General features: G+C 68.3%; 14 protein-coding genes. All 14 read left to right on the top strand.

All coding sequences use genetic code 11. The features are described from left to right. The first annotated feature begins 12 nt into the window (after nucleotides 1-12). The 14 genes from nusG (at nucleotide 13) to ACQP2O_RS48490 (ending at nucleotide 13,800) form a co-directional block, all read left to right on the top strand. Complete coding sequence (nusG, locus tag ACQP2O_RS48555; protein ID WP_433176462.1) at nucleotides 13-756, top strand: transcription termination/antitermination protein NusG; 744 nt, start codon at nucleotides 13-15, stop codon at nucleotides 754-756. Between the two features lie 178 nt (nucleotides 757-934). Continuing rightward, nucleotides 935-1,369: a 50S ribosomal protein L11 gene (gene rplK / locus ACQP2O_RS48550; protein ID WP_345429281.1), complete on the top strand. Its 435-nt coding sequence runs from the start codon at nucleotides 935-937 to the stop codon at nucleotides 1,367-1,369. A 71-nt stretch (nucleotides 1,370-1,440) separates the two neighbouring features. After that, entirely contained in the window at nucleotides 1,441-2,166 is a 726-nt protein-coding gene (rplA, locus tag ACQP2O_RS48545) for a 50S ribosomal protein L1 (RefSeq protein WP_433176460.1), read from the top strand. A gap of 256 nt (nucleotides 2,167-2,422) precedes the next feature. Then, nucleotides 2,423-3,277: an LppX_LprAFG lipoprotein gene (locus tag ACQP2O_RS48540; RefSeq protein WP_433176458.1), complete on the top strand. Its 855-nt coding sequence runs from the start codon at nucleotides 2,423-2,425 to the stop codon at nucleotides 3,275-3,277. A gap of 265 nt (nucleotides 3,278-3,542) precedes the next feature. After that, nucleotides 3,543-4,385, top strand: a complete 843-nt coding sequence (locus tag ACQP2O_RS48535) for a hypothetical protein (RefSeq protein ID WP_433176456.1) — start codon at nucleotides 3,543-3,545, stop codon at nucleotides 4,383-4,385. 241 nt (nucleotides 4,386-4,626) lie between these two features. Continuing rightward, complete coding sequence (locus tag ACQP2O_RS48530) at nucleotides 4,627-5,472, top strand: hypothetical protein (RefSeq protein WP_433176454.1); 846 nt, start codon at nucleotides 4,627-4,629, stop codon at nucleotides 5,470-5,472. A 261-nt stretch (nucleotides 5,473-5,733) separates the two neighbouring features. Continuing rightward, entirely contained in the window at nucleotides 5,734-6,309 is a 576-nt protein-coding gene (rplJ, locus tag ACQP2O_RS48525; RefSeq protein WP_433176452.1) for a 50S ribosomal protein L10, read from the top strand. A 75-nt stretch (nucleotides 6,310-6,384) separates the two neighbouring features. Beyond that, entirely contained in the window at nucleotides 6,385-6,771 is a 387-nt protein-coding gene (gene rplL, locus ACQP2O_RS48520) for a 50S ribosomal protein L7/L12 (protein WP_433176450.1), read from the top strand. Nucleotides 6,772-6,980: 209 nt separating this feature from the next. Continuing rightward, nucleotides 6,981-8,360, top strand: coding sequence for an MFS transporter (locus ACQP2O_RS48515; RefSeq protein WP_433176449.1), 1,380 nt, complete (start codon nucleotides 6,981-6,983; stop codon nucleotides 8,358-8,360). 398 nt (nucleotides 8,361-8,758) lie between these two features. Further along, entirely contained in the window at nucleotides 8,759-9,781 is a 1,023-nt protein-coding gene (locus tag ACQP2O_RS48510) for an ABC transporter ATP-binding protein (RefSeq protein ID WP_433176447.1), read from the top strand. Next, nucleotides 9,781-10,575, top strand: coding sequence for an MlaE family ABC transporter permease (locus ACQP2O_RS48505; RefSeq protein ID WP_360894355.1), 795 nt, complete (start codon nucleotides 9,781-9,783; stop codon nucleotides 10,573-10,575). Before ACQP2O_RS48510 ends, ACQP2O_RS48505 begins: the two co-directional genes overlap by 1 nt. Then, nucleotides 10,575-11,426, top strand: coding sequence for an MlaE family ABC transporter permease (locus ACQP2O_RS48500; protein ID WP_433176444.1), 852 nt, complete (start codon nucleotides 10,575-10,577; stop codon nucleotides 11,424-11,426). Before ACQP2O_RS48505 ends, ACQP2O_RS48500 begins: the two co-directional genes overlap by 1 nt. Nucleotides 11,427-11,476: 50 nt before the next feature. Continuing rightward, nucleotides 11,477-12,784: an MCE family protein gene (locus ACQP2O_RS48495; RefSeq protein WP_433176442.1), complete on the top strand. Its 1,308-nt coding sequence runs from the start codon at nucleotides 11,477-11,479 to the stop codon at nucleotides 12,782-12,784. Further along, nucleotides 12,781-13,800 (top strand): MCE family protein, encoded by a 1,020-nt coding sequence (locus ACQP2O_RS48490; RefSeq protein WP_433176440.1) that lies wholly within the window; start codon nucleotides 12,781-12,783, stop codon nucleotides 13,798-13,800. Before ACQP2O_RS48495 ends, ACQP2O_RS48490 begins: the two co-directional genes overlap by 4 nt.

Here is a 13,800-nt window from a genome sequence, read left to right as displayed (position 1 = left end):
GAAAGAGTGACCGTGTCCGAGTCCCCAGAGCTTCACGACGAGGCCATCGAGGAGGCCGAGTCGGTGGAAGCGCCGGCTTCGGCCGAGGCTGAGGAAGTCGCCACGGAGTCCGACGAAACGTCCGCCCAAACGTCCGAAGAGGCGTCCGACGAGGCGTCTGACGAGGCGTCGGACCCGGTCGAAGAGTTCACGACCCAGCTGCGGCTCCTTCCGGGTGAGTGGTACGTCGTTCACTCGTACGCCGGCTACGAGAACCGCGTGAAGACCAACATCGAGCAGCGCACCCAGTCGCTCAACATGGAGGACTACATCTTCCAGGTCGAGGTGCCGCAGCACGAGGTCACCGAGGTCAAGGGCGGCAAGCGTCAGAAGGTCAACGAGAAGGTCCTGCCGGGCTACATCCTGGTCCGCATGGAGCTCACCGACGAGTCCTGGGCGGCCGTCCGCAACACGCCGGGCGTGACCGGCTTCGTCGGGCTGTCCAACACGCCGTCGCCGCTGCACCTCAAGGAGGTCGCGACGCTGCTCGCGCCCGAGCCCGAGGAGCAGGCCAAGACCAAGGAGACCGCCAAGGCGGCGGCCACCGTCGACTTCGAGGTCGGCGAGTCCGTCACCGTCATGGACGGCCCGTTCGCGACGCTCCCCGCGACCGTCAACGAGATCAACGCCGAGGCCCAGAAGCTCAAGGTGCTGGTGTCGATCTTCGGTCGGGAGACCCCGGTCGAGCTGTCCTTCAACCAGGTCTCCAAGATCTGACCGACCAGGTCCGCAGGACCTGGCGCCGGAGCACCTCGCGTCGGCGCATAGCCTCAAGACGTCCCCGCATGCCTGCGGGGGAAGCGGTCCCAACGCGGCGGTCGACGTTCCAGCCGCCGCGTCGCCCGTGTCAACGGGAGTAGGGGCCGACGAACCAACCGGAACGAAAGGGTGAGGCATGCCTCCCAAGAAGAAGAAGATCTCCGCGGTCGTCAAGGTCCAGCTGCAGGCCGGTCAGGCGACGCCCGCGCCGCCGGTGGGTACCGCCCTCGGCCCGCACGGCGTCAACATCATGGACTTCTGCAAGCAGTACAACGCGGCCACGGAGTCCCAGCGCGGCAACGTCATTCCCGTAGAGATCACCATCTACGAGGACCGCTCGTTCACGTTCGTCACCAAGACCCCGCCGGCCGCGCAGCTGATCAAGAAGGCCGCGGGCGTCGACAAGGGCAGCGGCGAGCCGCACAAGAGCAAGGTCGGTTCGATCACCCGCGACCAGCTCCGGGAGATCGCCGCGACCAAGATGCCGGACCTCAACGCCAACTCGCCCGAGCAGGCCGAGAAGATCATCGCGGGCACCGCCCGCTCCATGGGCATCACCGTCGCCGACTGACGACGGTCTATGTGACCCCGGTGGGAGGGCCGCGCAGGCCCGCACCACCACCTCCAGATCAGGAGACATCAATGAAGCGCAGCAAGGCGTACCGCAACGCCGACGCCAAGATCGACAAGTCGGCGCTGTACAGCCCGGCCGAGGCCGTGAAGCTGGCCAAGGAGACCTCGCCGACCAAGTTCGACGCCACCGTCGAGGTCGCGTTCCGGCTCGGGGTGGACCCCCGCAAGGCCGACCAGATGGTCCGCGGCACCGTCAACCTGCCGCACGGCACCGGTAAGACCGCCCGCGTGCTGGTCATCACCGGTGGCGCCAAGGCCGACGAGGCCCGCGAGGCCGGCGCCGACCACGTCGGCACCGACGACATGATCGAGCGCATCCAGGGCGGCTGGCTCGACTTCGACGCCGTCGTGGCGACCCCGGACATGATGGGCAAGGTCGGCCGGCTCGGCCGCGTGCTCGGCCCCCGTGGCCTCATGCCGAACCCCAAGACCGGCACCGTCACCGCCGACGTGGCCAAGGCCGTGTCCGAGATCAAGGGCGGCAAGATCGAGTTCCGCGTGGACCGTCACGGGAACCTGCACTTCATCGCCGGCAAGACGTCCTTCAGCGAGAAGCAGCTCGTGGAGAACTACGCCGCCGCGCTGGAGGAGATCCTGCGGCTCAAGCCGTCGGCGGCCAAGGGGCGCTACATCAAGAAGGCGACCCTGAGCACGACGATGGGCCCGGGCATCCCGGTCGACCCCAACGTCACCCGCAACCTCACCGCGGAGCTGGAAGAGTCCGCGGCGAGCTGACGAGCGAGTGCGGCAGTGAGCACTGTGGCGAGCTGACGCGTCAGCGAATCACGAAGGGGCGCCCCCGTTCTGCGGGGGCGCCCCTTCGCGTTGATCATCCTGAGGTACGACTCACGTCGCACACGGGGAAGCCGGATCTGGTCCCATCGGGGGATGTTTAGGAGATCTTGAGCGGCAACACTCGATAGTGCCAGAACCAGGCGTTCGCGCTCTTTGTCGAGCCGGGGGCCGTACGCGATACGCAGGAGGGTTCACAATGGTTCGTCGATATGCCGTGGGTACGGCCGCTGGTGCCGCCCTGGTGGCCGCCCTCGCCGGGTGTGGGAGCGCCAACGGGGGAGGCGGCACCGGCGCCGTGAACGTATCGGCCGCCCAGGCGATCAGCCTCGCGGCCCAGAAGACCAGCACCGTCAAGTCCTACAAGGTGGACATCACCGAGAGCGGCACCGGGAAGGCGTCTTCCAACGCGCACGGTGTCGTCCAGGTCCGGCTCCGTCCCGACCTCGCCGCCGTCGGCACGCTCGACCAGGCCGGGTTCGGCGGCCACTCGGTGGAGTCCGGTCTGCGCGCGATCCTGCTCGGCGACAACCTGTACGGGAAGGTCCCCTCGCAGCTCACGCAGTTCACCGGCGGCAAGCCGTGGGTGAAGTTCTCGGTCTCCAAGGCCGCGCAGCAGGCCGGAGTGGACCTGAACGAGATCCTTAAGCAGGCCGACCCGGCGCAGCAGACGAAGATCTTCACCAGCTCGAAGGACGTGCGCAAGGCCGGCACGCAGACGATCGACGGTGTGAAGACCACCCACTACACCGGGACGATCACCGCGAAGGACGCCGCGGCGCAGCTGGGCGGCAAGGCCAAGCAGTCGTTCCAGGACCTCTACCAGAAGAGCGGCGGCAAGAGCGTCGCGTTCGACCTGTGGGTCGGCGCGGACAACCTGCCGCGCAAGCTGACGGCGAAGAGCTCCGCGTCGGACGGCGCGGCCACCGCCACGATGGTCTACAGCGACTACAACAAGTCCGTCAGCGTGTCCGCGCCGCCGGCGAGCCAGGTGGCGGACGGCAACCAGTTCATGCAGGGCCACCACGGCAGCGGCCCCGGCCTCCCGGGCTGACCAAGGTGGCACCGGCCCCCTGAGCCGGCCAGGGCGACCCAGGCCGGCCAAGGCGGCTCCGGCCTCCCGGGCTGACCGAGGTCCGGAGGTCCCGGCCGACCACGCTCGCGACGCGCCCCGCGGCTCTCCGCCGCGGGGCGCGCCGCTTTTGACCTGCGGTGAACGGCCGGGTTGAACCTATGTGATCACTGCAGCGTCTTAACGCTTTGTCCGCCGCCGCAGGCTGCCGCGCAGCGTGCGCACACCGACCTCGAAGGAAAACGCGATGATCCGCCGAACCGCCGTCCTCGCCGTCACCGGGTCCACCCTGGCCCTGTCCCTCGCCGCCTGCGGCGGAGGGGGAGGCGGCGGCAAGAAGGCATCGGGAAGCGAACCGAAGTCCGCCAACGCGGCGCTCGCGGCCGAGCAGGCCGTGAACAAGGTGTCGCAGAAGGCCAGCGAGATCAAGACGTTCCAGGCCGCGGTCACCTCCCACACCACGATGTCCGGGCAGCAGACGTCGATGACCGGCCAGATCTCCTATCGGCTCAAGCCGAGTCTGGCGATGAAGATGAGCATGCCCAGCATGTCGGTGAACGGCCGGGATACCGGCGGCTTCCAGGAGGTCCTCCTGGACGACAACCTGTACCTGAAGATGGCGGCGCTCTCGAACCGCAACGGCGGCAAGCCGTGGGTCAAGATGTCGCTCAGCAAGCTGGGTGCCCGGAGCGGCCTCGACATGAAGTCGCTGCTGAACCAGTCGCAGCAGGCCGACCCCTCGGCCAACGTACGGATGCTGACCGCCTCCAAGGACGTGCGCAAGGTCGGATCCGAGACCATCGACGGCACGCCGACCACCCACTACCAGGGCACCTACTCCGTGCAGCAGGCGCTGGCCAAGCTCGGCAGCGACCAGCGCGAGAAGATGCAGCAGCTCGTCGCCAAGACCGGGCTGGACAAGATGAACTTCGACCTGTGGGTCGACGACCAGCAGCTCCCGCGCAAGATGGCGGTCAAGAGCCCGGCGGGCAGCCAGGTGCAGACGAGCACCACGACGACGTACAGCGGCTTTAACAAGCCCGTCTCCATCACGGCCCCGCCCGCGAGCCAGACCGGCTCCGCCGGCTGACCCCGCTGGCAGGTCCCGTTGCGAACGACCCCGCGCCACGAGGGCGCGGGGTCGTTCTTGCGGCTGCGGAAACGACTGAGCCCACATCCGGCCGTCCGCGGGTGCACCTATGTGGAGCCCGCCAGTAAGGTTCGTCCAGATACGTCTTGGTGTTCGAACGCGGGTGATCGTCGGATGGGCTGCCCGCCCGCGTACCGGCGTCGATCAGTGTGCGCCCGTCGACCGTAAGGAAAGGCCGTCGATGACCCGCCGCTCCGCCGTCTGGATCGCCGTCGTTCCCGTGCTGGCGCTGTCCGTCACCGGGTGCGGCGGAGGCGGTGGTAAAGGTGCGGCCCATGCGGCGACCCGCGGTGCCAAAGCCACGCCCGCCGGCTCACCGCTCCCGGCCGACCAGGTCGTGAGCGTGGTGTCGCAGAAGATCGGCGAGACCAGGACGCTCCAAGCGGCGATCACTTTGAACCTCTCCCGGTCCGGCCGGAACGCGCAGCTGATCGGCCAGCTCACCTACCAGCGGAGGCCGCGCGCCGCGGTGGAGGTGAGCGCCACCACCATGTCGGTGGACGGTAAGGCCATGGAGGTCTTCGACGAGATCCTCATCGGCGACGACCTGTACATCAGCACGCGCCAGTACTCCGATCTCCGCGGCGGGAAGCCGTGGATGAAGGCGGTGCTCCCCAAGCTGGGGACCCATCGTGGCGCCGACTACGACGCGCTGCTGAACCAGGCCTTGCGGGCCGATCCTTCGGCCGACATGCGCATGCTGACCGCTTCCAAGGACGCGCGCGCGGTCGGAGCGGAGACGGTCGGCGATGTCTCGACCACTCGCTACCACGGCACCTACTCCGTGGCCGGGGCGCTGGCCGAGCTGGGAGGTGCCCAGCGTGCGCGGATGCGGCGCCTCCTCGGGAAGGTGCCGGACAACATGGAGTTCGACCTGTGGGTCGATGGGCAGCGGCTGCCGCGCAAGCTGACCGTCACCAGTCCAGCGAGTGCCGCCGTCAAGACCGTCAGGTCGATGAGCTACAGCGGTTTCAACGCGCCGGTCTCCCTCTCGCCTCCGCCCGCGAGCAAGATCCTCGGCGACTGACCTTCACGGCACTGACCGGCACCGAGATCGGGCACCGATTTGGTCGTGTGGCGGTGCATCGCGTACTCTGTTCAACGCCGAAGACCGCCGGTCGTCGCCCACGGGGTGACTGAAGGTCCCGCACAGCGGGCGGCCCGCGCAGGTGAGTTCGAGAGCTGAGACGTGACCTGGTGCTGGTCATGTTCACGCCCCGTGCGCCTGCGCCGGGGCGTTCTGTATTTTCTGGGCCTTTCGACCGGTGGCACATCTGGAAGGAGGCCCATGGCGAGGGCGGACAAGGCGGCGGCGGTCGCCGAGCTCAAGAACGAGTTCGAGAGCTCGAGCGGTGCTGTGCTGACCGAGTACCGCGGGCTCACCGTCGCGCAGATCAGCGAGCTGCGCCGATCGCTCGGTGAGAATGCACGTTTCGCCGTGGTGAAGAACACGCTGACCAAGATCGCCGCGCGCGAGGCCGGGGTCACCGAGGAGCTCGAGCAGCTGCTCCAGGGCCCGTCGGCGATCGCGTTCGTCAAGGGCGATGTGGTCGAGGCCGCCAAGGGCCTGCGTGACTTCGCCAAGGCCAACCCGAACTTGGTGATCAAGGGCGGCGTCGTCGACGGCAAGCCGATGACGTCCGAGGACATCACCACGCTCGCCTCCCTCGAGTCCCGCGAGGTTCTCCTCGCGAAGCTCGCGGGTGCGATGAAGGCGTCGATGGGCAACGCCGCCGCTCTCTTCAACGCCCTGCCGGTCAAGGCCGCTCAGCTGGCCGAGGCCCTGCGGGTCAAGCGCGAAGAGGAAGGCGGGGCCGCTGCGGCTCCCGCCGAGGCGTCGGCCGAGACGTCGGACGAGGGTTGATCCCGCGGTCGTAACAGACCTGAAGTACCCCACCCGCACGAGCGACGCGGGTTTTCAACAGGAGGAAGCAACACCATGGCGAAGCTCAGCACGGACGAGCTGCTCGACGCTTTCAAGGAGATGACCCTTCTCGAGCTCTCCGAGTTCGTGAAGCAGTTCGAGGACACCTTCGAGGTCACGGCCGCCGCCCCGGTCGCGGTCGCCCCGCAGGGTGGCGGCGGCGGCGCTGCGCCCGAGGCCGCCCCGGAGCAGGACGAGTTCGACGTCGTCCTCGAGGCTGCCGGCGACAAGAAGATCCAGGTCATCAAGGAGGTCCGCGCCCTCACGAGCCTGGGCCTCAAGGAGGCCAAGGACCTGGTCGACGGCGCGCCGAAGCCGCTGCTGGAGAAGGTCAACAAGGAGACGGCCGACAAGGCCAAGGAGGCCCTGGAGAAGGCCGGCGCGACGGTCACCGTCAAGTAAGGCGTCTTCTCCCGCGCTTTCTCAGCGCTCTTCGAGGGCGGTCACCCATCCGGGTGGCCGCCCTTCGCCGTCTTCGCCTACCAGGTGAGGAAACCGGGGAAGGCGGCGGCGTAGCGCCAGAAGCCCCTCGATCCGCGTGGGATAGCTGACCGGCGTAGGATTCGAATTGGCCGCATAGCAAGATTATCGTCTCAATATATGGGATCGCTATGGCTGGGCGGATCGGGTTCCTCGGCGTGTGTCTCGCCTACTTCACGATCATCTTGGACGGGAGCGTGCTCAATGTGGCCGTGCCCGCCATCCGCGACGGTCTCGGGAGCTCGATGGCGGGTGCGCAGTGGGTGCTGAACGGTTACACGCTGACCCTGGCGGCGCTGCTGCTCACCGCCGGGGCGCTGGGTGACCGGCTCGGGCTACGGCGGACGCTGCTGGCCGGCGTGACGGTGTTCACGCTCGCCTCGGCGGCGTGCGCCCTGGCGCCCACCACAGGTGTGCTGATCGGCGCGCGTGTCGTGCAGGGGCTGGGTGCGGCGGCGCTGCTGCCCGCGACGCTCGCGCTCGTACCGCACCTGTTCGCCGACGCCGCCGCGCGGGCCCGCGCCACGGTCGTCTGGGTCGCCACCGGGGCGGTCGCCGTGGCGGTCGGGCCGCTGGTCGGCGGAGTACTGATCGACGCGGCCGGATGGCGGGCGATCTTCGCGATCAACCTGCCCATCGGCGTGGTCGCCGTCCTGCTGGTCCGCGTCGGCGTACCCGAAACGCCCCGGCGCGGCCATCCGGTGGACCGGATCGGCCTGGTCACCGCGGCCGCGACGCTCGCACTGCTCACGGGCGGCCTGATCGATGCCGGGTCGGCGGGCTGGGCGGCGCCGACGACACTCGGTCTGCTCGGTGCGGCCGTCGTGGCCGGCGCAGCGTACGGGATCTCCGCGCGGCGCGGCGCCCATCCCATGCTGCCGCCATCATTCTTCGCCCTGCGGGTACGCGCTGCGGCCGTCGGCAGCGCGGGCCTCATGGGGTTCTTGTTCTACGGCGTGCTGTTCGTGATGTCGCTTTATTTCCAGAAGGTGCGCGGCTGGTCACCCGGTGTTTCCGGCGTGGCGCTGCTGCCCATGACCGTGGGCAGCACGATCGGCCCGCTCGTCCTGTACCGCCCGCTGGCCCGCCGATACGGGCACCGGGCCCTACTCCTCGGCGGTTTCGTCTGCTGCACCGCCGGCATCGCCACCCTGGCGTACGCCGACCTGCACACGCCGTACGCCGGTATCGCCATCGGCCTGCTCCTTGTCGGCGTGGCAAGCACAATGGTGTTCTCAGCCCTGACCTCCCTGCTGATCGGGAACGTCCCGACGGCGCAGTCGGGCCTGGCGTCCGGCGTCCAGAACACCCTGCGGCAGAGCGGCGCCATGATCGCCGTCGCCATCCTCGGCTCTCTGCTGAACACCGCGTCCCTGGCATCGCGTCTCCCGGCCACGTCCGCCGTCCTCGCCGCAGCCGCCGTCATCGCCGTGGCCATCGCGGCCTGCAACCTCCGCACCATCGACGCACCCGCGGAATCCATGAGTGCCACGACCGCCGGCGGCACCTGATCCCTGGAGAGCACCGCCACGCACTCTCGCCGACAACGGGTACTTACCTATCAAGCGCTTGGTTGATACGATTCGGTCGTGCAAGTGATCATTTTTCGACGTTCCGTACGCGTGTCCGTGCACCGGGTTGCCGGACGACCTCTTCACAAGCGAACTGTTGGACCGCTAGTCTCATAAGTCGGACTCGAGTAACGATCTGCTTACAAGGCGTCCCGCGCGCCGATGACTACGGTTTTACCCCTTCCAATCGAGCGAGGGATGACTACGGTAGGTGGACGCGGCACGCACGATGGCCCCCGGCCACGGTTCAGTGGCTCTGTGTGATCCGGCGACGTAACCCATCGGTAACTCGCTCGTTGTACCGGACACCCCCGGGCTGGCTGGACGAAAGGTGACGAGTGGGCGTCGAAATCAGAGTCGAAGGGCTGACCAAGTCCTTCGGGCGTCAGGTCATCTGGGAGGACGTCACGCTGACGCTGCCCGCCGGCGAGATCTCCGTCCTCCTCGGACCCTCCGGCACCGGCAAGTCGGTGTTCCTCAAGACGATGGTCGGTCTGCTCAAGCCGGACCGCGGTCACTGCTGGATCGACGGCAAGGACATGCCGAACCTCCGCGAGCACGACATGTACGAGGTGCGGAAGCTCTTCGGCGTCCTGTTCCAGGACGGCGCGCTGTTCGGCTCGATGAACCTGTACGACAACATCGCCTTCCCCCTGCGCGAGCACACCCGGAAGTCAGAGTCCGAGGTCCGGCGCATCGTCATGGAGAAGATGGAGATGGTCGGCCTCGCCGGGGCCCAGCAGAAATTCCCCGGCGAGATCTCTGGCGGCATGCGGAAGCGCGCCGGGCTGGCCCGCGCGCTCGTGCTCGATCCGGAGATCATCCTCTGCGATGAGCCCGACTCCGGCCTGGACCCGGTCCGCACGGTGCTGCTCAACCAGCTGATCGTCGACCTCAACGCCGAGATCGGGGCGACGATCCTCATCGTCACCCACGACATCAACACCGCCCGTACGGTGCCGGACAACATCGGCATGCTGTTCCTCCGCCAGCTGGTGATGTTCGGGCCGCGGGAAATGCTGTTGTCCAGTGAGGAGCCGGTGGTCCGGCAGTTCCTCAACGCGCGCAAGGTCGGCCCCATCGGCATGTCGGAGGAGAAGGACCTCTCCGAGCTGGAGGCCGAGTCCCGCCTCGGGCGCGACCCGGGCCCCCTGCCGCCGATTCCGCCGCAGCTGATGACCAGCGACGGCCGCCTCCGCCGGACCCAGCGCGCGCCTGGCGAGTGGCTGCGCGCGCACGGCGTCACCCCGCCGCAGGGGTCGTTCATCGACGAGATGGGCCGCGACTGGCTCAAGGAGTGGCCGCGGTACGTCGCGGCGATGTCGGCGGGTGCCGGGCAGCACCACGAAGGGGCCCTCTGATGGCCCGCGCCGGAAAGGTCGCCGGCGGTGTGGCCAACGTCACGCTGCGGGAGCCCGGCCGGTTCTTCGCGCTGTCTCTCGACACGTTCCGGGCGATGTTCAAGTGGCCGTTCCAGTGGCAGGAGTTCCTGCAGCAGGCGTGGTTCATCGTCAGCGTCACGGTCGCGCCGACGATCATGGTGGCCATCCCGTTCGGCGCGGTGTTGTCGCTGCAGGTCGGCAACCTGATCCGGCAGCTCGGCGCGCAGTCCCAGACCGGCTCGACGGCGGTGCTGGCGATCGTCCGGGAGGCCAGCCCGATCGTCACCGCGCTGCTCATCGCGGCGGCCGCCGGCTCGGCGATCTGCGCCGACCTCGGTGCCCGGAAGATCCGCGAAGAGATCGACGCGATGGAGGTGCTCGGCATCAACCCGCTGCACCGCCTCGTGGTGCCCCGGGTGCTGGCCTGCGCGTTCGTCGGCCTGTTCCTCAACGGGATCGTGTCGGTCACCGGCATCGCCGGCGGCTACGTCTTCAACGTCATGCTCCAGGGAGGTACGCCCGGCGCGTACATCTCCTCCTTCAGCGGCCTCGCCCAGCTGTCCGACCTCTACCAGGCCGAGGTGAAGGCGGTCGTGTTCGGCGTCACCGCCGCGCTCGTCGCCTCGTACAAGGGCCTGACCGCCTCCGGCGGCCCGAAGGGCGTCGGTGACGCGGTGAACCAGACCGTCGTCATCGCCGCGATGGCGCTGTTCGTGGAGAACTTCGTGATGAGCGCGCTGTACTTCCAGCTCGTTCCGCAGAAGGGCATGTGATGGCGGCCGGCACGTGGGGCGGGTTCCGGTCCGCCAAGCGCGTCATCGACGCGCCGATGGAGCGCCTCGAGGGCTTCGGCCACCAGATGGCGTTCTACGTCCGGGCGTTCGCCTGGGTATGGCGGGTCGTCTTCCGCTACAAGAAGGAGGTCATACGCCTGCTGGCGGAGGTCAGCCTCGGCACCGGCGGCCTGGCCGTCATGGGCGGCAGCGTGGCGATCGTCGGCTTCATGACCTTCTTCACCGGCACCGAGGTCGGCCTGCAGGGCTACAACGCCCTGAACCAGATCGGCAGCGCGGCCTTCAGCGGTTTCGTCTCGGCGTACTTCAATACGCGCGAGCTGGCGCCCACCGTGTCGGCGCTCGCGCTGTCGGCCACGGTCGGCTGCGGCTTCACCGCGCAGCTCGGCGCCATGCGGATCAGCGACGAGATCGACGCCCTGGAGGTCATGGGTGTGCCGTCGCTGCCGTTCCTGGTGACGACGCGCCTGGTCGCCGGGATGCTCGCGGTCATCCCGCTGTACGTCATCGGCCTGCTCGCGTCGTTCGTCGCGACCAGGCTGATCGTGACCCTGTCGTTCGGCCAGTCCAGCGGCACGTACGACCACTACTTCTACCTGTTCCTCCCACCCCACGACGTGCTGTGGTCGTTCGGGAAGGTCCTGATCTTCGCGATCCTCGTCATGCTCATCCACTGTTACTACGGCTTCAACGCCAGTGGCGGGCCGGCCGGCGTGGGCCTGGCGGTCGGCCGCGCCGTCCGTACGAGCCTCGTCGTGGTCAACATCGTGGATCTGCTCTTGGGGATGGCGATCTGGGGCGCGACCACCACGGTGCGGATCGCCGGCTGAGACGAGAGGTGTGAGTGCGCGATGTCGATTGCTGAGCCGGGGGAGGACACGTGAGTTACACCCCGCCCTTCGGCTCGTGGTCCGAGCGGCTGCGCTACCGCCTGTACGGGCTGGCGTTCGTGCTCGTGGTCATCCTGCTCGTCATGCTGATGATCGCGCAGTACAACAAGGCGTTCACGCCCGTCTACCACGTCACCGTGGACAGCGACCGGGCCGGGCTGCAGCTCGTCCCGCACTCCGACGTGAAGGTGCGCGGCCTGATCGTCGGCGAGGTCCGCAAGATCCGGCAGACGCCGAAGGGCGCGGCGATCGACCTGGCGATCGACCCGTCCAAGGCACCGCTGATCCCGGCGGACTCCTCGGCCCGCATGCTGCCCAAGACGGTGTTCGGCGAGAAGTTCGTCGACATCGTGCCGCCCGCGGGCGGTCTCGGCGGCCGTCACCTGGCGAACGGCGACGTCATCCCGCAGGACCGCTCCACCACCGCCGTCGAGGTCAACCAGGTCCTCGACGACGTCATGCCGATCCTCAACGAGGTCGAGCCGGCCAAGCTCAACGCCACCCTGAACGCCCTGGCCACCGCCCTGCAGGGCCGCGGCGACCAGATCGGGCAGATGCTCGTCGACGCCGACGACTACCTCAAGCGGCTCAACCCGCACCTGCCGACCGTCATGCACGACCTGCGGCAGCTCGCGGTCGTCAGCGACAACCTCAACGGCGCCGCGCCGGACCTGATCTCGATCATGCAGAACCTGCAGACGACGAACCGGACGATCGTCGACAAGGAGCCCCAGCTCGTGGCCGCCCTCGACAAGGGGATCAACCTCACCGGCCAGGCCACCGAGTTCACCGCCGACAACGAGCCCCGCCTCGTCGGCGCGATGATCGCCAACCGGCAGTCGCTCGCGCTGCTCGCCAAGTACTCCCCGGGCGTCCCGTGCGTCCTGCAGGGCATGGCCAAGCTCACCCCCCGGCTGGTCGACGCGATGGGCGGCAAGCAGCCGGGCGTGCACGTCACGCTCGAACTGGTCAAGCCGCGGCCCGGGTACAAGCCCGGTCTCGACAAGCCGGCGTTCAACGACCACCGCAACCCCCGCTGCTACGGCCTGCCGAACCCGAAGGTGCCGTTCCCGCAATACCAGCTGCTCGACGGCACCGAGGACGACCAGTGGTGGGCCGGCGGCGCGGGCCGCTCCCTGTCCAGCGTGCTGGTCAAGCCGGGCACCTCCGCCGACGACGACAGCCTGCTCAAGGGCCTGCTCGGGCCCGCCATGGGCACCCGCGCCGACCAGGTCTCCGACCTCGCCTCGCTGCTCTACAAACCGGCCGCCAACGGAATGGTGGTGACCGTCAAGTGAAGACGACCTCGGCGGCCGTCAAGCTGCTGATCTTCATGGTCATCGCGACGCTGTCCACGGCGGTGCTCGCCATCGCCATTTCCAACATGCAGTTCGTCGCGAGCCGGAAGTACAACCTGATCTTCACGGACGCGGCCGGCCTCAACTCCGGCGACGAGGTGCGGATCGCCGGCGTGCGCGTCGGCCAGGTCGACGGCATCAAGCTGTACCAGGGACATCTGGCCAGGGTCACGATCGAGGTGATCAAGGACCAGACCCTGCCGCGCAGCACGCAGGCGCAGCTGCGGTACCGCAACCTGATGGGGCAGCGCTACGTCTCCCTCACCGAGGGTTCCGGGCAGGGCGGCGACCTGCCGGCGGGTGGCACGATCCCCAAGGAGCAGACCCAGCCGGCGCTGGACCTGACGGCGCTGTTCAACGGCTTCCGGCCGCTGCTGCGGGCGATCAAGCCGCAGGACGTCAATCAGCTGACCTACCAGCTCATCCAGGTGCTGCAGGGCGAGGGCGGCACGGTCAACGGGCTGCTCGCGCACGTCGCCTCCCTGACCGAGACCCTCGGCAACCGCGACGAGGTCATCGGCCGGGTGATCGACAACCTCGACAAGGTGATCTCCACGATCGACTCGCGCGACCAGGAGGTCTCCGCCCTCATCACCAACCTCAAGAGCCTCGTGGGCGGGCTGGCCGCCGACCGCCACGCGATCGGCGAGTCGCTCGTCAGCGTCAACCAGCTGGTGTACACGACCAACGGCCTGCTCACCGACGTCCGTCCGTCGGTCAAGGCGGACATCGCCTCGCTCGGCCACCTGTCGAAGGTGCTGGCCGCCAACGGCAACCAGCTGGACAAGGCGTTCCAGACGATGCCGACCAACTTCATGCTGCTGGACCGGGCGGCGTCGTACGGCTCGTGGTTCAACTTCTACCTGTGCAGCCTCGACGCACGCATCGGGCTGCCCGGCAAGGTCTCCTTCAACACTCCGCAGATCCTGAACGAGAGCGCCCGATGCAAGGGGTGA

This window comes from Actinoallomurus sp. CA-150999, from assembly GCF_050942425.1.
In the GTDB taxonomy this organism is placed as follows: Bacteria; Actinomycetota; Actinomycetes; order Streptosporangiales; family Streptosporangiaceae; genus Actinoallomurus.
This window is presented reverse-complemented; position numbering and strand designations above follow the sequence as displayed.

What these genes read in the sequence shown, in the direction of transcription:
- rplA (WP_433176460.1), top strand. Translation starts at nt 1,441, where the DNA reads ATGAAGCGCAGCAAGGCGTACCGCAACGCCGACGCCAAGATCGACAAG.
- ACQP2O_RS48530 (WP_433176454.1), top strand. Translation starts at nt 4,627, where the DNA reads ATGACCCGCCGCTCCGCCGTCTGGATCGCCGTCGTTCCCGTGCTGGCG.
- ACQP2O_RS48500 (WP_433176444.1), top strand. Translation starts at nt 10,575, where the DNA reads ATGGCGGCCGGCACGTGGGGCGGGTTCCGGTCCGCCAAGCGCGTCATC.
- rplK (WP_345429281.1), top strand. Translation starts at nt 935, where the DNA reads ATGCCTCCCAAGAAGAAGAAGATCTCCGCGGTCGTCAAGGTCCAGCTG.
- rplJ (WP_433176452.1), top strand. Translation starts at nt 5,734, where the DNA reads ATGGCGAGGGCGGACAAGGCGGCGGCGGTCGCCGAGCTCAAGAACGAG.
- ACQP2O_RS48540 (WP_433176458.1), top strand. Translation starts at nt 2,423, where the DNA reads ATGGTTCGTCGATATGCCGTGGGTACGGCCGCTGGTGCCGCCCTGGTG.
- ACQP2O_RS48505 (WP_360894355.1), top strand. Translation starts at nt 9,781, where the DNA reads ATGGCCCGCGCCGGAAAGGTCGCCGGCGGTGTGGCCAACGTCACGCTG.
- rplL (WP_433176450.1), top strand. Translation starts at nt 6,385, where the DNA reads ATGGCGAAGCTCAGCACGGACGAGCTGCTCGACGCTTTCAAGGAGATG.
- ACQP2O_RS48535 (WP_433176456.1), top strand. Translation starts at nt 3,543, where the DNA reads ATGATCCGCCGAACCGCCGTCCTCGCCGTCACCGGGTCCACCCTGGCC.
- ACQP2O_RS48515 (WP_433176449.1), top strand. Translation starts at nt 6,981, where the DNA reads ATGGCTGGGCGGATCGGGTTCCTCGGCGTGTGTCTCGCCTACTTCACG.